Annotated in this window: 15 protein-coding genes; 6 read left to right on the top strand and 9 right to left on the bottom strand. The window is 73.3% G+C overall.

Annotated elements, in window-relative coordinates; translation table 11 throughout:
- Positions 1–103: 103 nt before the first annotated feature.
- From ACGF12_RS31860 to ACGF12_RS31850, 3 genes are all read left to right on the top strand, one after another.
- Positions 104–883, top strand: a complete 780-nt coding sequence (locus ACGF12_RS31860) for an NRDE family protein (protein WP_393037786.1) — start codon at positions 104–106, stop codon at positions 881–883.
- Between the two features lie 92 nt (positions 884–975).
- Positions 976–1212: a hypothetical protein gene (locus ACGF12_RS31855; protein ID WP_393037783.1), complete on the top strand. Its 237-nt coding sequence runs from the start codon at positions 976–978 to the stop codon at positions 1210–1212.
- Between the two features lie 100 nt (positions 1213–1312).
- Positions 1313–2230, top strand: coding sequence for an undecaprenyl-diphosphate phosphatase (locus tag ACGF12_RS31850; RefSeq protein ID WP_393037780.1), 918 nt, complete (start codon positions 1313–1315; stop codon positions 2228–2230).
- Between the two features lie 69 nt (positions 2231–2299).
- On the opposite strand, the gene sigJ is transcribed toward ACGF12_RS31850, so the two are convergent.
- Positions 2300–3196 (bottom strand): RNA polymerase sigma factor SigJ, encoded by an 897-nt coding sequence (sigJ, locus tag ACGF12_RS31845; RefSeq protein ID WP_393037777.1) that lies wholly within the window; start codon positions 3194–3196, stop codon positions 2300–2302.
- A 177-nt stretch (positions 3197–3373) separates the two neighbouring features.
- On the opposite strand from sigJ, the gene ACGF12_RS31840 reads away from it, so the two are divergent.
- Positions 3374–4804, top strand: coding sequence for a PLP-dependent aminotransferase family protein (locus tag ACGF12_RS31840; protein WP_393037774.1), 1431 nt, complete (start codon positions 3374–3376; stop codon positions 4802–4804).
- A gap of 79 nt (positions 4805–4883) precedes the next feature.
- Here the strand turns inward: ACGF12_RS31840 and ACGF12_RS31835 are convergent, their stop codons facing one another.
- The 8 genes from ACGF12_RS31835 to ACGF12_RS31800 form a co-directional block, all read right to left on the bottom strand.
- Entirely contained in the window at positions 4884–5075 is a 192-nt protein-coding gene (locus ACGF12_RS31835) for a DUF6126 family protein (RefSeq protein WP_393037771.1), read from the bottom strand.
- Positions 5076–5105: 30 nt separating this feature from the next.
- Entirely contained in the window at positions 5106–5741 is a 636-nt protein-coding gene (locus ACGF12_RS31830; protein WP_387618788.1) for a helix-turn-helix domain-containing protein, read from the bottom strand.
- 83 nt (positions 5742–5824) lie between these two features.
- Positions 5825–7537 (bottom strand): pyruvate dehydrogenase, encoded by a 1713-nt coding sequence (locus ACGF12_RS31825; protein WP_393037846.1) that lies wholly within the window; start codon positions 7535–7537, stop codon positions 5825–5827.
- Positions 7538–7729: 192 nt separating this feature from the next.
- Positions 7730–10135 (bottom strand): glycoside hydrolase family 65 protein, encoded by a 2406-nt coding sequence (locus tag ACGF12_RS31820; RefSeq protein WP_393037769.1) that lies wholly within the window; start codon positions 10133–10135, stop codon positions 7730–7732.
- Positions 10136–10235: 100 nt separating this feature from the next.
- Positions 10236–10985: an HAD family hydrolase gene (locus ACGF12_RS31815; protein WP_393037766.1), complete on the bottom strand. Its 750-nt coding sequence runs from the start codon at positions 10983–10985 to the stop codon at positions 10236–10238.
- Positions 10986–11096: 111 nt separating this feature from the next.
- Complete coding sequence (locus tag ACGF12_RS31810; RefSeq protein ID WP_393037763.1) at positions 11097–11897, bottom strand: VOC family protein; 801 nt, start codon at positions 11895–11897, stop codon at positions 11097–11099.
- Between the two features lie 260 nt (positions 11898–12157).
- Positions 12158–12607: an SRPBCC domain-containing protein gene (locus ACGF12_RS31805; RefSeq protein ID WP_393037760.1), complete on the bottom strand. Its 450-nt coding sequence runs from the start codon at positions 12605–12607 to the stop codon at positions 12158–12160.
- A 139-nt stretch (positions 12608–12746) separates the two neighbouring features.
- On the bottom strand, positions 12747–14471 hold the full coding sequence (locus ACGF12_RS31800) for an LCP family protein (RefSeq protein WP_393037757.1): 1725 nt from the start codon (positions 14469–14471) through the stop codon (positions 12747–12749).
- Between the two features lie 641 nt (positions 14472–15112).
- On the opposite strand from ACGF12_RS31800, the gene ACGF12_RS31795 reads away from it, so the two are divergent.
- Both ACGF12_RS31795 and ACGF12_RS31790 read left to right on the top strand, forming a co-directional pair.
- Positions 15113–15688: a TetR/AcrR family transcriptional regulator gene (locus ACGF12_RS31795; RefSeq protein WP_393037755.1), complete on the top strand. Its 576-nt coding sequence runs from the start codon at positions 15113–15115 to the stop codon at positions 15686–15688.
- Between the two features lie 88 nt (positions 15689–15776).
- Positions 15777–17228: an MFS transporter gene (locus ACGF12_RS31790; RefSeq protein ID WP_393037752.1), complete on the top strand. Its 1452-nt coding sequence runs from the start codon at positions 15777–15779 to the stop codon at positions 17226–17228.
- Positions 17229–17355 lie beyond the last annotated feature (127 nt).

Below are 17355 nucleotides of genomic sequence, written 5' to 3'. Positions count from 1 at the left end.
GGCTCCTTGGGCCATTTCCGGTGCACGAACAGGAGTGCGATGATCGCTGAGGGGGGTTCCCGCCGGGATCCCCGGCAGGACGAGAGTAGGGGGAGACGGGACCGTGTGCACGGCGTTCGTCAGCATCGAGCCGGGGGCGGCGGTACCGGTGCTGCTGCTGTCCGTCCGGGACGAGTACCTCGGGCGCGGCTGGCTGCCGCCCGACCACCACTGGCCGGACCGGCCCGGACTGCTCGGCGGGCTGGACCTCGCGGCCGGCGGCACCTGGCTGGCCGTCGACCCGGCCCGGCGCACCGCCGCCTGCCTGCTGAACGGCTTCGGCCCGCTCGCCCCCGCCGACGCCCGGCTCAGCCGCGGCGAACTGCCGCTCACCGCCGTCCGACAGGGCGGGATCGGGCACCTCGACCTCACCCCGTACGACCCCTTCCACCTCGTCCAGGTCAGCCCGGACGGCGCCCGGGTCACCAGCTGGGGCGGCGGACGGCTGGAACAGCACGAACTGCCCACCGGCCTCAGCGTGGTGGTCAACGACGGACTGGAGGGGACGGCCGCCAACCGCACCGCCTCCGAACGGATCCGGACCCTGATGGCCGCGCGCGCCGACCACTTCCGGGCCCGCTTCGCCGCCGCGCCCAGACCGGAGCCGACCGCCGACGGCACGGCCGCCGGAGCCTGGGGCGCATGGCTGCCGATCATCACCGGTGACGGGCTGGCGCTGGACGAGGACGCCGCGCTGATCCAGCGGCGGGACTTCGGCGACGGACGGATCTGGGGCTCGTCCTCGATCTCCCTGCTCGCCCTCGGGCCGGAGCTGCTGCGCTACGACTTCGCGACCGCGCCGGTGCCGGCGGACGGGTCGGGGTGGCAGCAGGTGGTGGCATGAACCGGACGGCGCGGAAAAGGACTTGAACCTGACGCTGCGGTAGGCGGCATCGTGGGCGTCTGTCGACCCCTCGCCCCCGCAGGAGGCCAGCGATGCCCACGATGCCCACCCCGCCCGCGGCGGACCGCCCCCGCCGCCCCTGCGCCCTGCTACCCGCCGTCCTGGCCGTCACCCTGCCGCTGGTGGGCGCCCCGCTCACGGCGACCGCCGGAATGCTGATCGGCGGCGCCGTGCACCAGGTGGTTCCGGCCGACGCCGTCCCGGGCGCCGTGGCCGGGATGCTGGTACGCCGACTCGGGGCCGGTGTCGCCCGGACGTACGCTCGATGAACTTCTGGCGGCAGGGCTGCCGGGCGTCTACATGCCGGTAGTAGCTTCGCGGGGGCCCCCGGAATCGGCCGGCCGCAGACTCCCCGAGCGAAGGTGCGCGATGTCCACCCTGACCTACCCGGAAGCGATAGGCGTCGGCCTGCTGCAGGGTGTGACGGAACTCTTCCCGGTCTCCAGCCTCGGCCACAGCATCCTGCTCCCCGCCGTGATCGGCGGAAAGATCCAGCAGGATCTCGACATGACCGCCGACGGCTCCTCCTACCTCGCCGCCCTGGTCGCCCTGCACCTGGCCACCGCGCTCGCCCTGGTGGTCTTCTTCTGGCGGGACTGGGTCCGGGTGGTCAGCGGCCTGATCAGCTCCGCCCGGCACCGCCGGGTGCAGACCCGGGACGAGAAGCTCGCCTGGCTGCTCATCATCTCCACCATCCCGGTCGGAGTGGCCGGCCTGGCCCTGGAGAAGGCGCTGCGGCACGCGCTCGGCAAGCCCGTCCCGGCAGCGGTCTTCCTCGCCCTCAACGGGCTCGTGCTGCTCGGCGCCGAGCGGCTCAAGCGCGGCGGCACCGGCCGCCGCCGGGCCGGGCACGCCGCCCCGGTCGACGAGCCGGGCCTGGACCCGGCGATCGCCTCCGACGCCCGGCTGACCAAGCTCAGCTTCGGCCAGGGCACCTTGATCGGCGCCGCCCAGATCCTCGCGCTCTTCCCCGGCATCAGCCGCTCCGGCGTCACCATGAGCGCCGGCATCCTGCGCGGACTGCACCACGAGGACGCCGCCCGCTTCTCCTTCCTGCTCGCCACCCCGGTCATCCTGGCCGCCTCGGTGCTCAAGGTGCCCGAGCTGTTCAAGCCGGAGAACTCCGCCGTCCTCGGCCCCGTCGCCGCGGGCAGCGTCGCGGCCTTCGTCGCGGGCTACATCTCGGTGCGGTTCCTCACCAAGTACTTCGAGACCCGCAGCCTGACGCCCTTCGCCGTCTACTGCTTCCTGGCCGGCGTCGGCAGCGCCGTCTACCTGTCGATCTGAGCACCGGTCGATCTGGACCCTCGCGTCCGACGGGCCGTCCGGCAGGCTGCCGGACGGCCCGTTCCGCGTCTACGCGGTGAGGCCCAGGGCGGCCAGGCGGGTCGGGTCGGTGAGGATGTCCATGGCGGTGATCCGACCGTCGTGGATGGTGAAGGACATGACCGACAGCGGGCGGCCCTCGGCGAAGGAGACCATCCCCGGCGAGCCGTTGACCAGCACCAGGCGCCCCGCGGCGGCGAAGCGGGCGAAGGTGATCGCCTGCGAGGCGACGTCGGCGGCGCCGCGGCGCAGCACGCTCGGCACCAGCGTCCCGCCGTCGGAACGGGCCACCACCTCGGGGTCGAGCACGGCCAGCAGGGCGTCGAAGTCACCGCCCCGGGAGGCAGCCATGAACGCCTCCACCACCTCGCGCTTGCGGGCGTTGTCGGAGTCGGCCGCCGGGGTGGCGTCCCGCACCCGGCGGCGGGCGCGGCTGGCCAGCTGGCGGGTGGAGGCCGAGGTGCGGCCGAGTACCTCGGCGATCGCGTCGAAGGGCACGTCGAACATGTCGTGCAGCACGAAGGCCACCCGCTCCGCCGGGGAGAGCGTCTCCAGGATCACCATCAGCGCGATCCCGACCGAGTCCGCGACCAGGATCTCGTGCACCGGATCCAGCGCCGTCAGCCCGCTGACCACCGGGTCCGGCAGCCGTACCTGCCCCTCCTGCTCGGGCAGCGGGTCCTCCCGGCGGGAGGCCCGGGAACGCAGCTGGTCCAGGCAGACCCGGCCGACCACGGTGGTCAGCCAGGCCCCGAGGTTGCGCACCTCGCTCACGTCGCCGCGGCTCAGCTTCAGCCAGGCCTCCTGGACGGCGTCCTCGGCCTCGGCCACCGACCCGAGCATCCGGTAGGCCACGGACCGCAGTTGGGGGCGCTCGGCCTCGAAGCGCTCGGCCAGGAGATCCGTCCCGGAAAATTCCTCGCTCACCTGTCACATCCTCACGTCGGCATCCGTCGGACCGGTGACGGACGCGAACCGACCACGAGGAACCCACGGTGACCACCGCCCACGCTACCGCCCGCACGAAGAACCCCGCCCTCGCCTCGACACCACCGTCGAGGAGCCCGCCGGCGGCCACCGGGAACCGACCGGCGACAGGCGAGAATGGAGCCCGTGAACGGCTCCTGGACCTCCTTCGGCGGCGACCTGCACCTGGACCTCACCGAGCGGCGCGCCGCCGGCACCGGGCTGCGGGCCGCCCTGGAGGACGCCCTGCGGGAAGCCGTCCAGGCCGGCCGGCTCGCCCCCGGCACCCGGCTGCCGTCCTCCCGGGCCCTCGGCGAGGACCTCGGCATCGCCCGCAACACCGTCGTCGAGGCGTACGGCCAGCTCACCGCGGAGGGCTGGCTCAGCTCCCGGCAGGGCTCCGGCACCACCGTCGCCCGGCGGGCCGCGCCCTCGCCCGCCGTACGGCCGGCCCGGCCGCAGGCACGGCGGCGGACCGTCCGGCACGACCTGATGTCCGGGCGGCCCGACCTCTCGCTCTTCCCCCGCACCGCCTGGCTCGCCGCCGCCCGCCGCGCCCTCGCCACCGCGCCGCACGAGGCCCTCGGCTACGGCGGCCCGCTCGGCCGGATCGAACTGCGGGAAGCGCTCACCCACTACCTGGCCCGGGTCCGCGGCGTTCGCACCGACCCGGACCACCTGCTCGTCTGCAACGGCGTCCAGCAGGGCCTCGGCCTGCTCTGCGCCGCCCTGCGGGAGCGCGGGGCCCGCTCGCTCGCGGTCGAGGAGTACGGGCTGCCGCCGCAGCACGCCGTCGTCCGGGCCGCGGGGCTGACCACCGCGCCGCTGCCGCTCGACTGCGAGGGCGCGCAGGTCGAGCACCTCGGCCCCCGCAACGGCGCGGTGCTGCTCACCCCGGCCCACCAGTACCCCACCGGCGCCCCGCTGTCCGCCGACCGACGGGCGGCCGCGGTGCGGTGGGCGCGCGAGCAGGACCGGTACGTGATCGAGGACGACTACGACGGGGAGTTCCGCTACGACCGGCAGCCGCTCGGCGCGATGCAGGCGCTCGACCCGGAACGGGTGGTGTACGCGGGCACCGCCGCCAAGAGCCTCGCCCCCGGCCTGCGGCTGGCCTGGCTCGCCCTGCCGGACGCGCTGGTCGAACCCGTCGCCCGGCTGAAGGTGCTGGCCGACACCATGTCCCCGGTGCTCGACCAGCTGACCCTCGCCGAACTGATCACCTCCGGCACGTACGACCGGCACGTACGGCGCTGCCGCCTGCACTACCGGCGCCGCCGCGACCACCTCGTCGCCGCCCTCGCCGAACACGCCCCGCACGTCCGGGTCACCGGCATCGCCGCCGGCCTGCACGCCGTCCTCCAACTCCCGCCCGGCTCCACCCCCGAGCCCGAACTCCTGGCCCGCGCCGAAGCCGCCGGCCTCGCCCTCAGCGGCCTCGGCTGGCACCGTGCCGCCCCGGCCGACGAGGCCGCCGCGCCGGCCCTGGTGATCGGCTACGCCACCCCTCCGGAACACGCCTTCCCGGCGGCCCTGGACGCCCTGTGCGACCTGCTGCGCCGGGCATGAGACGGGGGATCCGCCCCCTCCCCTGATCGCCCGACCCGCAGCGGGAGAGCAGCGGAAAGCTCCGCTGCCTCCGCGTCGACTACCTGTTGCGACTGCCCAGTTCGAACAGCAGGATGATGAACCCGGCGAAGACGTGGATGCCCGCGGTGTAGATCACCAGACGGTGGTAGACCCGCTTGTTGGCCCACTTTCCGGCATCCATGGTCTTCGGGCCGGCGGGGGTGTCGGCGACGGCAGCAGTCGTGGTCGTGGTGGTGGTGGGATCGTCCATGGGGATCTCCTCCAGGGGTCTGACGGTAGGTCAGTGGTTCGCTGCGGGGCCGCCGCCGAGACAGAGTTCGCCGCCGGGGCTCTGCAGCAGGGTGTGGATGAAGAGCAGTTCGACGCCGGTGTCGGACTCGGCGGCGATGCAGTGCGGAGTGAGCGAGTCGTAGTGGGCGGAGTCGCCGGAGGCGAGGTGGTGAACGCGGTCGCCGAGGGTCAGCCGCAGGTCGCCCCGCAGGACGTACAGCCACTCCTCGCCGGGGTGCACCCGGACCACCGCGTCCTGGACGCCCGGCGGGACGTGCACCCGCAGGGCCTGCATGGCACGGCCGGGGGCGCCGGCCCGTCGGTAGCCCCAGCCGCCGGCCCGGCCGGGCTCTATGGCGCCGCCGCGGACCACCGGGTCGGGCTCGGCCATGGTCTCGCCGAGCAGCCCGGAGACCGAGGTGCCGTAGGCGCGGGCGAGGCCGAGGAGGACGGGCAGGGAGGGCTGGCGGCGGCCGGTTTCCAGCCGGGACAGATAGGCTGGGGAGAGTCCGACCCGCGCCGCCGCGACCTCCAGGGTGAGCCGGCTGCTGAGCCGGTGCTCGCGGAGGCGGGCGGCGAGGCCGGCGACTTCCTGGTCGTCGAGCTGGTCACCCGCGGCGGGGGTGCCGGTGGGGCTGGTGGTCATGTGACCAGTGGACACCTCGCGTGCCGCACGGGCAAGAATTTTGCCTCAGAGGCAAAGCCCGCTCGAACGCCCCTTCGCGCCGCTCACGGCCGGGGAATGTTGCGCAGATTGCTGCGGGCCAGGTCGATCATCCGCCCGACGCCGCCGGAGAGCACCGTCCGCCCGGCCGCCAGCGCGAAGCCCTTCAGCTGGGCGGCGGTGATGTACGGCGGGATGGACAGCGCGTCGGGGTCGGTGACCACGTCCACCAGGGCCGGGCCGGGCCGCTCCAGCGCCTCCGCCAGGACCTCCCGGACCCGGGCCGGCTCGGCGACCCGCTTGGCCGGGATGCCCATGGCCCGCGCGATGCCCGCGTAGTCCACGTCGCCGTTGTCGATCTCGAACTCGGGGTAGCCGGAGACCAGCATCTCCAGCTTGATCATGCCGAGCGCGCCGTTGTTGAACACCACCGTCTTCACCGGCAGCCGGTGCTTGGCCACCGTGAGCAGTTCGCCGAGCAGCATGCCGATCCCGCCGTCGCCCGCCATCGCGACCACCTGCCGTCCGGGGCAGGCGAGTTGGGCGCCGATCGCATGCGGGAGGGCGTTGGCCATCGAACCGTGCAGGAAGGAGCCGATCACCCGGCGGCGGCCGTTCGGCTGCAGGTAGCGGGCGGCCCAGACGTTGTTCATGCCGGTGTCCACGGTGAACACCGCGTCCGGGGCGGCCACCTCGTCGAGCACCGAGGCGACGTACTCGGGGTGGATCGGCAGGTGCTTCTCGATGTCCCGGGTGTAGGCGCCGATCACGTCCTCCAGCGCCCGGCAGTGCTTCCTGAGCATGCCGTCCAGGAAGGAGCGGTCCTTCTTCTCGTCCAGCAGCGGCAGGACGGCCCGCAGGGTGGCCGCGACGTCCCCGTGCACGGCCAGCTCCAGCGCGGTGCGCCGGCCCAGCCGGGTGGCGTCGTGGTCGACCTGGACGGTACGGGTCTGCGGCAGGAAGGAGTCGTACGGGAAGTCGGTGCCGAGCAGCAGCACCAGGTCGGCGGAGTGCAGCGCCTCGTGGCAGGCGCCGTAGCCGAGCAGGCCGCTCATCCCGACGTCGTAGGGGTTGTCGTACTGGATCCATTCCTTGCCGCGCAGCGAGTGCCCGATCGGTGCCTTCAGCGCCTGCGCGGCCTCCATCACCTCGGTGTGCGCCCCGCGCACCCCGGCGCCGCAGAACAGTGCGACCCGGCGGGCCGCGTTGAGCAGCCGGGCGAGTTCCTGCACCTGGGACCAGGGCGGCGCGGCGACCGCCTGCTCGGTGAGGAAGTGGCTGGTTCCGGTCGGCCCGGCGGCGGGGAGGGCGGCGACGTCCCCGGGGAAGGCGAACACCGAGACGCCGTGCGAGCCGATCGCGTGCTGGATCGCGATCCGGAGCAGCCGGGGCAGCTGGGCGGGGGTGGAGAGCATCTCGCACCAGTTGCTGCAGTCGGTGAACACCCGCTCGGGGTGGGTCTCCTGGAAGAAGCCGGTGCCGATCTGCCCGGACGGGATGTGCGAGGCGAGCGCGAGCACCGGCAGACCGCTGCGCTGGGCGTCGTACAGGCCCTGGATGAGGTGGGTGTTGCCGGGACCGCAGGAGCCGGCGCAGACCGCGAGGCGGCCGGAGAGCTCGGCTTCGGCGGCAGCCGCGAAGGCGCCGGCCTCCTCGTTTCGGACGTGCACCCAGCCGATGCCCTCGGCGCGGCGGATCGCGTCGACGACGGGGTTGAGGCTGTCGCCGACGACGCCGTAGACCCGCTCCACCCCGGCCTGCCGGAGCACCTCCACCATCTGTTCGGCCACGCTCGCCACGGGAGTACTCCTTCGGTCGCCGCAGGACACCTGCACCCTCCGACGGGCCGTGGAACGGCGCACTCGGGGTGGGACGAACGGGTGAGGGCGACGGACGGGCGAGGGCGACGGACGAGGGCCCGCTCCGCGCGACGGGAGCGGGCCCTGAGCAGCCCGGGGCGGCCCCGGCGGCTACTCCGCCGCCAGGTGGTCCTGCTGCCCCAGCTTGCCCGCGGCCAGCCCCGCCTGGGGCTGGCGGCGGGCCGGCTCACGGCCGGGGGGCTGGGCGCAGCGTTCCTGGGCGGGCGGGGAGGTGGTGGGCAGGGTGACCGGGGAGCCGGCCTTGACCTGCACCGCCTCGCCGTCGTGCCGCAGGTGGAGCACCTCGCCGCGGCGCAGCGTGTAGGTCGTCCCGTCGTGGGTGATCTGCACGCCGAGCAGGTGCCCGCGCACCAGCAGCGAGAAGCTGAGCTTCATCAGCCCGGAGGGCAGCCGGGGCCGGAAGTCGAGCGTCTCGCCGTGGTCGCGCAGGCCGCCGAAGCCGGCCACCAGGGCGATGCAGGCGCCGGCGAGCGAGGCCATGTGGAGGCCGTCGCGGGTGTTGCCGCCGAGGTCGTGCAGGTCCATCAACGCCGCCTCGGCCGTGTAGTCGTAGGCGAGGTCGAGTTGGCCGACCTCGGCGGCGATGACGGCCTGGGTGCAGGCGGAGAGCGAGGAGTCGCGGACGGTCAGCCGCTCGTAGTAGGCGAAGTTGCGGGCCTTCTGCTCGTCGGTGAAGGCGTCGCCGCGCACCTGCATGGCGAGCACCAGGTCGGCCTGCTTGACCACCTGCTTGCGGTACAGGTCGAAGTACGGGTAGTGCAGCAGCAGCGGGTACTTCTCCGGCTCGGTGTTCTCGAAGTCCCAGACCTGGTGGTGGGTGAAACCGTCGGCCTGCGGGTGGACGCCGAGGTCCGCGTCGTACGGGATGTACATCGCGGCGGCGGCGTCGCGCCAGGCGGCGGTCTCCTCGGTGTCGACGCCGAGGGCGCCGGCCTCGCGCGGGTGGCGGACGGCGGCCTCGGCGGCGGCGCGCAGGTTCGTCTGCGCCATCAGGTTGGTGAAGACGTTGTTGTCGGCGACGGCGCTGTACTCGTCGGGGCCGGTGACGCCCTCGATCCGGAACTTCCCGGCGGTGTCGTGGTGACCGAGCGAGCGCCACATCCGGGCGGTCTCCACCAGGAGTTCGAGGCCGTACTCGCGCTCGAACTCCTCGTCCCCGGTGGCCCGGACGTAGCGGGCGACGGCGACGGCGATGTCGGCGCCGATGTGGAAGGCAGCGGTGCCGGCCGGCCAGTAGCCCGAGCACTCCTCGCCGCGGATCGTGCGCCAGGGGAACACCGCGCCGGCCAGGCCGAGTTGGGCGGCCCGGTCGCGGGCGAGCGGGAGGGTGGTGTGCCGCCAGCGCAGGGCCTGGTTGACGGCGTTGGGCAGGCAGTAGGTGAGCACCGGCAGGACGAAGGTCTCGGTGTCCCAGAAGCTGTGCCCGTCGTAGCCGGGGCCGGTCAACCCCTTGGCAGGGATGGCCCGTTCCTCGCTGCGGGCGCCGGCCTGCAGGACGTGGAAGATGCCGAACCGGACGGCCTGCTGGAGTTCGACGTCGCCCTCGATCTCGACGTCGCTGGTCCTCCAGAACTCCTGGAGGAAGTTGGCCTGTTCGGCGACCAGGCCGTCCCAGCCGGTGTACCGGGCGGCGGTCAGCGCGGCCTCCACCTGATCCCGGACGGCGGGCAGCGAGCGGGTGCCGGACCAGCCGTAGGACATGAACTTGACCAGCCGCAGCCTCTGCCCGGGACCGAGCACGGTGGTGACGCTGATCCGGCAGTGGTCGACCTCGGACTCCGCGACGGTGTCGAGCTTCTCCGGGCCCTCGATGACGTGGTCCATCCCGGCCGCGACCCGGATGCCGCTGAAGCGGGTGCGGTGCACCAGGACGGCCTTGGTGCCGCTGGCGTGGTGCGCCTCGGCCTGCAGCGGGGCCTCCAGGACGGCGGCGGCGCGCGGATCGCCCTCGGGGCCGCCGGGCAGCTGCTCGTTGGCGACCAGCTCGGACTGGAGCACGATCCGCACCGGCCCGTCCACCGCCTCGACGCTGTACTCCACGGCGGCGATGGCGCGCTGGGTGAGCGAGACGAGCCGGGAGGAGCGCACCCGGATGGTCCGCCCGGCCGGGGACATCCACTCGGCCTCGCGGTGCAGCATGCCCTCGCGGAAGTCCAACCAGCGCTTGTGGCTGAGGAGTTCCCCGTAGCGCAGGTCGAAGGGCTCGTCGTCCACCAGCAGCCGGATGATCTTGCCGTTGGTGACGTTGATGACGCTCTGGCTGGACTCGGGGTAGCCGTAGCCGCCCTCGCCGTACGGGAGCGGGCGCAGTTCGAACACGCCGTTGAGGTACGTACCGGGCAGGCCGTGCGGCTCGCCCTCGTCCAGGTTGGCGCGCAGGCCGATGTGGCCGTTGGACAGGGCGAAGACGGATTCGGCCCGGGCCAACGCGGCCAGGTCCAGGCCGTGTTCGGTGATCTGCCACGGATCGATCGTGAAGTTGTCCGCAGGACTCATGCGCCCACCTCGCTACGCTCGGCAGGGGCATTCGCCCACACGCGCCTCTTGATGATTCTCCCCCAGCCTTCGGCCGGGGGGACCCCCATGCTTCGCTCGCTCATGACTGCTTCTCCCCCAGCAGCTCGGAAAGGTCGTCGACGACCACGGTGGCGCCGTCGCGGCGCAGTTCGGCGGCCTGCCCGGTGCGGTTGACCCCGACCACCGCGCCGAAGCCGCCGGCCCGGCCGGAGGCGACCCCGGCCAGCGCGTCCTCGAAGACGGCTGCGTGCGCGGGGTCGACGCCGAGCTCGCGGGCGGCGTACAGGTAGGTGTCGGGGGCTGGCTTGCCGGGCAGGCCCTGCTGCTTGGCGACCACGCCGTCCACGATCACGTCGAACAGCTCCAGGATGCCCGCCGAGCGCAGCACGTCCCGGCAGTTGGCGCTGGAGGAGACCACCGCGCTGGGCAGTCCGAGCGCGCGCAGCCGGTGCACGTAGGCGACCGAGCCCTCGTAGGGCTCGACCCCCTGCTCGTGGATCAGCCGCAGCACGGTGTCGTTCTTGGCCCGGCTGATCCCCTGCACGGTACGGGCGTTCGGCGGGTCGTCCTCGGCCCCCTCGGGCAGGTCGATGCCCCGGCTGTGCAGGAAGGCCCGGGTGCCGTCGAGGCGCGGGCGGCCGTCCACGTAGGTGTCGTAGTCGTTGACGTCGTCGAAGGGGACGAACTGCCCGCCGGTGCGGGCGGCTTCGGCGCGCAGAAAGGCGTCGAAGGTGTCCTTCCAGGCCGCGGCGTGAACCGTGGCGGTCTGGGTGAGCACCCCGTCGAGGTCGAAGAGGAAAGCACGGATGTCGTCCGGTAGCCCCAGCATGGGTGCAGTCTTACCCGGGAACGCGGGGGAAGCCGCCCATTCCCGGCGGCGCGTCGCAGGAAGGGCGGCTTCCGGTCGGCGGGCCGTCGTGGCCGCCCCGGCCCGTCGTCACTACGGCGAGTCGGGCATCTGCGCCTCGGGCGCCTGGATCACCGAGAAGACGGCGCCCTGCGGGTCCCGGACCACGGCCATCCGGCCGGACTGCATGTCGAACGGCGGCTGGATCACCGCACCACCGGCCTTGACCAGGGCGTCCACCACGGAGTCGGTGTCGTCCACCGAGAAGTACGTCATCCAGTGCGAGGGCATGCCGGCCCCCAGGTACCCGGGGACCTTCTGCATGCCGCCGACGGTGCGGTCGCCGACGTTCAGCGAGAAGTAGCCGTCCATGCCCTGGATGGTGGCCGGGCGCAGCCCGAGCGCCGGCTGGTAGAAGCGGCCGGCCGCTTCGGTGTCGGTGGTGTTGAGCTCGTTCCAGACCAGCGCGCCGGGCTCGTTGACCACGCCCGCGCCGATGAAGTCCATCGCCTGCCAGACGCCGAACACCGCGCCGGTCGGGTCGGCGGCGACCATCATCCGGCCGATCGTGCCGACGTCCATCGGCTCGTAGAGGATCGTGCCGCCGGCCCCGGCGATGGACCGGTTGGCCTCGTCGGCGTCGTCCGAGGCGATGTAGGTGGTCCAGGCGACGGGCGGCACCGGCTGGCCCTCGGGCGCGGACTGCGCCATGATCCCGGCGACCGGGCGGTCGTTGAGCGTGCACACGGCGTAGCCGCCGAACTCGGCCGGGCCGATCTCGCCCTGCCAGCCGAACAGGTCGCGGTAGAAGTCGAGCGCGGCCTGCTGGTCGCTCGCCATCAGGTCGATCCAGCACGGGGTGCCGGGCTTGTACGGATCGGTCACTACGGGCATCGTTGGGCCTCCCGGAGGCGGTGGTGGCCGGCTGTGGTGTGTCGGTCGGTCGGGCGGCGGCCCGGCCGGGACCGGTCCGGCCGTCCGCGCGGACGGCCGTACGACGGGGGTACACCGCCCACCTTCGGCCCGCCGACGCGTTCCCGCCACCGGACGGCGCCCTGGCGGGCGACCGGCGCCCCGACGGGGTGCCCGTTACCGGGGCACGGACCGGGGCACGGGCTGGCGCACGGACCGGGGAACAAACCGGCCGCCGGAGCTCACTCGGGGTCGTGCCGCTTGGCGGTGACGAAGTACGGCTGCACCTTGCCGCTCTGCGCGTAGTCCTTGAGCCGGACCAGCAGTTCGGCCCAGGTGCCGGCCACCATCGGCACGCCCTCCTCGCTGCCCGGCTGCCAGCCGCCGTGCCGGAACAGCAGCCGGGTGCGCTCGGGCTCGTCGGGCTGGTCGGCGAGGTCCCAGCTGATCCAGGTGCCCGCCCAGTGCGGCGGGAAGGCCCCGGCGTTGGCCCACACCACCCGCTCCAGGTCGGCCCGCTCGCGGCGCAGCCGGAAGGGCTCGGGGACGCCGGGGAAGTCGAAGAGCAGCACGTCGTCCTCGCGGTCCACGGCGGTCGTCCACCAGCTGGTCAGCCCGTCGTGGGTGTTGAGCGCGGCGAGGACGACGTCCCGGGGCGCGGCGATGTCGATCTGCATGGCGATCTCGGGCATGGGGTCCGCCTTTCGGTGCCGTGGTGGTCCCCTCCCGGGGCGCACAGGCCCCAGGCCCACCATGGCACGGCCCCCGGGGCCACGCGCCCCGGAGGGCGCCGGTCCCGGGGGTCGTCCCCGTGCTGTCCGGTGGTGGCGGTCAGCCGCCGCTGCCGTAGGTGGTGTTCGCGCAGATGTCGTCGTCGGCCGAGCGGGCGTCGTTGGTGACGGTGGTCGGCAGCGGCTGCGGGGCCGTCGGGGCGCCGGGGGTGGTGCCCGCGGCGGGTGTGCCGGCCCCCGTGCCGGTGGCCGCCGCGAAGTCCTGGCCGACGATCACCGAGATGCCCCGCGCGCTGCTGGGCTCCAGGCTGGCGCCCGGGAACAGCGCGGCGACCTTCTCGGCGTTCGCCTTCTGGCTGGAGCTGTACTCGATCGTGGTGGTCTTCTGCTTGGTGCTCGCCGCCTGGCCCGCCGTGCTGGCGGTGAACTTGGCGGCCTTCAGCTGGTCGGTCGCCTTGCCGGCCAGGCCGTTGACGGTCGTCCCGTTGTAGACCGCCACCTTGACCGCGGAGTTGGTGGCGTCCCCGGCCGGGGCGGGCGGGGTGCTGGGCGCGGCCTGCGACGGCGCGGCACTCGTGCTGGCGGGGGCGTCCGGCTGCTGGCCGGTGGCGTTCTGGCCGTCGATGGTCTGGTCGGCCTTGAGGGTCTCCCAGAGCTTGTTGGCGTCCGGCTGGACCAGGTCGATGTTGGCGTCCTGGGTGCGGTAGCGCCAGGGCGCGGTGACGAACTTGAGGTCGTGCATGTCGATGTTCTTCAGCGACAGGCCGAAGGAGAGCAGCTTGTCCGCGGAGTCCAGCCCCGGGTCGACGGTCAGCGACTTGGTCGCCGCGTCGGCCAGCGGCAGCAGGTTGGTGGGGCTCAGCCCCTCCTTCTTCATCTTGGTGGCGAGCGAGCTCATGAAAGCCTGCTGGCGCTTCATCCGGCCGATGTCGGAGCCGTCGCCGATGCCGTGCCGCAGGCGCACGTAGTCGAGCGCCTTCTGGCCGTCCACGGTCTGCTTGCCCTGCGGCAGGACGAGGTCGCCCTTCTTGTGCAGGTTGGGGTTGATGTCGCCCTCGTAGATCGGCTTCGGCAGGCATATGTCCACGCCGTTGACGGCCTTGGTCATCGCGGCGAAGCCGTTGAAGTCGACCACCATGGTGTGGTCGACCCGGATGCCGGTGACCTTCTCCACGGTGTTCTGGGTGCAGGCCGGGTTGCCGCTGTCGCTGCCGCCGACCGAGAAGGCGGCGTTGAACAGGTCGTTGCCGCCCTTGGTCCACTTGCCGTTGGGCAGCTTGCACGACGGGATCGGGACGATCGTGTTGCGCGGGATCGAGATGCCCACGGCGTGCTTGTGGTCGGCGTAGACGTGCAGCAGGATCGTGGTGTCCGAGCGGGCGCCGCCGTCCTCGCCGCCGCCGAGGTCGGAGTTGTTGCCGCCCCGGCTGTCGGAGCCGATCAGCAGCACGTTGACCGGCTTGTTGCCGTCCGCGTCGGCCTTGGCCTCCGGCGGGCGGTCGGTGGATATCGCGTCCGCGTCGAAGGACTTGATGTTGGCGTTGAGCTTGAAGTAGATCGCGCCGCCGGTGCCCGCGATCAGCACCAGCACGCCCGCCGCCGACCAGGCGACGATCTTCTTCACGTTCTTCTTGGGCTTGGCATTCTTGCGCGCCGCCGCCCGGCCACCGCCCGCGGCCCCGGAACCGCCGCCGCCCTTGCTCTGCGCGGCGCGGCGGGCCTCCGCCCGGCCGCCGCCGCGCGGCCCGGGCACGGAGCCCGTAGCGCCTTCCGTCGTGGGCACGTCCTCGCCCCGAGCCGGGCTCTCGCCCTTCCGACCTGACATGCGCGTACCTTTCACCGACGGAAGCGACGCCCCGGACGATCTGGCGCACCGCACACAGAAGAGACGGACGAGGCCCCTCCCAGGTTGCACGTACGAAGGTCGGTACAGACCGACCATCGTGGCTTCCGATCATATTGAGAGCGAAGACGATCACAGCCCCCAGGTACACCTACAATCCCTGATACCACGCGGCAGTTTGCCGACATACCACCCGAAAGCGCTTGATTCGGACGGACCCGCGCCGCCTGGAAGACGCAGGGGATCTCACCGTCGGACCGGGCCTCACTCGGGGCCCGCACGGGCGGATCGGCCGCCGGGTCGCCCGTCACGGGGTGGCGGGGGTGCTCGGTTCGTCGGTGGCGAACGCGGCCGAAGTGAATCGTCGTCACATTGCCACGTGTCGAAACGCCTGACGGACAGCCCGGACCCCTCCAGCAGGCCCCTGGGCCCGCCCCGGCCGGAACAGCCAGGCGCCCTGGTGCGCCTTGACACCGCCGACCAAGTGTCGGCGGGCATCCGTCCGGCACGACATCCGCCATGGCCCGCGAGACGCCGGAGCCGAGGCGGCCGCCTTTCGGTCAGGCGCACGCGATCTGACGGAGTTTTTGACAAGTCCGACAACAACTGCCACGATCCTCGCCATGGCACGCCCGCGGAAGTTCGACACCGAGGCCGCGATCGACGCGGCCATGAACACCTTCTGGGCCAAGGGGTACACCGCGACCTCGACCGACGACCTGGCCGAGAGCACCGGCATGCTGCGCGGCAGCCTGTACAACGCCTTCGGCGGCAAGCGGCAGCTGTTCGAGCTGGCACTGCGCCGCTACCGGGAGGGTGGCGCGGGCGGCGACCGCACCATGTCGGACGACCAGCCGCCACTGGAGCGCATCCGGCAGTTGCTGCGCACCGGGGTGGACCGGACCGCGACCGACCACCGGGGCTGCCTCGCGGTCAACACTGTCACCGAACTGGCGCTGCGCGAGCCGGAGTTGGCCGATCTGGCGCGCCAGGCCTTCGTCCCGCTGGAGGCCCGGCTGACGGCGGCGGTCGAGGACGGCCGGCTCCGCGGCGAGATCCGCTCGGACCGCCCCGCCCGCGTGCTGGCCCGCCAGGTGATGGCCGCCTTCCACGGACTGCTGCTGCAGGCCAAGGCCGGCTTCGAGTCCGAGTCGCTGCACGCGACCATCGACGCCGTCGTCGACGACCTGCGCCCCTGAACCTCCCCGCCGGGCGACCCCCGGCGCTTTTTCCGCCCGAGTTTTTGGCACTTCAACCAATAACAGCCCGCACCGGAGGTCGCACCCGATGTCCGTCCTGTCCCGCCCGCTCCGCCCGCCCCTGCTGCCCGTCATCCTGGCGGCCTTCTTCATGTACGGCTTCGACGGCAACGTCGTGAACGTCGCCCTGCCCGCCATCCGCGGCGGCCTCGGCGCCGGCCAGGCCGCGCTGGAACTGGTCGTCGCCGGCTACGTGTTCAGCTACGCCACCGGGCTCGTCCTCGGCGGACGACTCGGCGACATCCTCGGCCACCGGCGGATGTTCCTGTCCGGGATGGCCGCCTTCACCCTGGCCTCCGTCCTGTGCGGACTGGCCCAGTCCCCCACCCAGCTGGTGCTCGCCCGGCTGTTCCAGGGCCTCACCGCCGCCGCCATGGTGCCCCAGGTGCTCGCCCTGATCACCACCGCCGTCCCCGCCGAGGGCCGGCCGCGCGCCCTGGCCTGGTTCGGCGTGACCGGCGGACTCAGCGGTGTCTGCGGCCAGCTGCTGGGCGGCGTTCTGCTCGACGGCGACCTCCTCGGCCTCGGCTGGCGCGCGGTCTTCCTGGTCAACCTGCCGGTCGGGCTGATCGTCCTCGCCGTCGCCGCCACCGTCCTGCCGCGCACCACCACCGCCCGCCGCCCCGCCCTGGACGGCATCGGCGTGCTCGCGATCTCCGGCTCGCTGGCCCTGGCGCTCGTCCCGCTCGTCCTCGGCCGGGAGGCCGGCTGGCCGCTCTGGGCCTGGGCGATGCTCGCCGCCGCCGTGCCCGCCTTCCTGGCCGCGCTGCGCTGGGAGCGCCGCCTCGCCGGCCGCGGTGGGCAGCCGCTGCTCGACCCGGAGCTGTTCCGCGGCCGGGTCTTCCGGACCGGGCTGGCCGTCAACGCCGCCTTCATGGCCTTCTTCGCCGGGTTCGTCTTCGTGATCAGCCTCACCGTGCAGACCGGCTTCGGCTACAGCCCACTGCGTTCCGGACTGGTCTTCACTCCCATGGCCGTCCTCGCCATGGTCGCCTCCCTGACCGGCAAGCGCCTGATCCCCCGCTACGGGCTCCGCGTCCCCGTCGTCGGCGGGGCGGTCACCGCCCTGAGCCTGCTGCTGACCGCACTCGCCCTGCAGACCGACGGGGAACGGCACGCCCTCCCCTGGCTGCTGACCACCATGGGCCTGATGGGCATCGGCAACGGCCTCGTCCTCCCGTCCCTGATCGGCGCCCCGATGGCCGGCATCGCCCCCGAACGCGCCGGCACCGCCTCCGGCACCCTCTCCACCACCCAGCAGTTCGCCGCCGTCACCGGCGTCGCGACCATCGGCGGCACCTACTTCGCGGTCCTCGACCACCACACCCACGCCACCGCCGCGGCCGCCGCCACCTGGCTCGCCCTCGCCGCCGTCCTCGCCATGATCGCCCTCACCCTCCGCCTCTCCCACGCCACCAAGGCCCCGACCCCCGCCCCGGTCCCGCGCACCCCCGCCCGCGCCCTCGCGACCGAGAACTGACCGCGAACGGATCGGGGCCCGGGGGGGGGGGGGGGCCCCCGCCCCGGGGCCGCCGGGCGGGGGGGGGCGGCGGCGGGGGGGGGGGGGGCGGGGCGCGGGGCGCCCCGCCGGGGGGGCGGGGGGAAAC

This window comes from Kitasatospora sp. NPDC048296, from assembly GCF_043201815.1.
In the GTDB taxonomy this organism is placed as follows: Bacteria; Actinomycetota; Actinomycetes; order Streptomycetales; family Streptomycetaceae; genus Kitasatospora.
Note: the sequence above shows the minus strand (reverse complement) of the source record. Positions and strands in the feature narration are given on the sequence as shown.

Bases quoted from the DNA above. Each gene is read 5' to 3' on its own strand.
- ACGF12_RS31840 (WP_393037774.1), top strand. From the start codon at position 3,374: ATGGAGCCCGTGAACGGCTCCTGGACCTCCTTCGGCGGCGACCTGCAC.
- ACGF12_RS31850 (WP_393037780.1), top strand. From the start codon at position 1,313: ATGTCCACCCTGACCTACCCGGAAGCGATAGGCGTCGGCCTGCTGCAG.
- ACGF12_RS31815 (WP_393037766.1), bottom strand. From the start codon at position 10,985: ATGCTGGGGCTACCGGACGACATCCGTGCTTTCCTCTTCGACCTCGAC.
- ACGF12_RS31820 (WP_393037769.1), bottom strand. From the start codon at position 10,135: ATGAGTCCTGCGGACAACTTCACGATCGATCCGTGGCAGATCACCGAA.
- ACGF12_RS31855 (WP_393037783.1), top strand. From the start codon at position 976: ATGCCCACGATGCCCACCCCGCCCGCGGCGGACCGCCCCCGCCGCCCC.
- ACGF12_RS31790 (WP_393037752.1), top strand. From the start codon at position 15,777: ATGTCCGTCCTGTCCCGCCCGCTCCGCCCGCCCCTGCTGCCCGTCATC.
- ACGF12_RS31835 (WP_393037771.1), bottom strand. From the start codon at position 5,075: ATGGACGATCCCACCACCACCACGACCACGACTGCTGCCGTCGCCGAC.
- ACGF12_RS31810 (WP_393037763.1), bottom strand. From the start codon at position 11,897: ATGCCCGTAGTGACCGATCCGTACAAGCCCGGCACCCCGTGCTGGATC.
- ACGF12_RS31825 (WP_393037846.1), bottom strand. From the start codon at position 7,537: ATGGTGGAGGTGCTCCGGCAGGCCGGGGTGGAGCGGGTCTACGGCGTC.
- ACGF12_RS31830 (WP_387618788.1), bottom strand. From the start codon at position 5,741: ATGACCACCAGCCCCACCGGCACCCCCGCCGCGGGTGACCAGCTCGAC.
- ACGF12_RS31805 (WP_393037760.1), bottom strand. From the start codon at position 12,607: ATGCCCGAGATCGCCATGCAGATCGACATCGCCGCGCCCCGGGACGTC.
- ACGF12_RS31795 (WP_393037755.1), top strand. From the start codon at position 15,113: ATGGCACGCCCGCGGAAGTTCGACACCGAGGCCGCGATCGACGCGGCC.
- ACGF12_RS31800 (WP_393037757.1), bottom strand. From the start codon at position 14,471: ATGTCAGGTCGGAAGGGCGAGAGCCCGGCTCGGGGCGAGGACGTGCCC.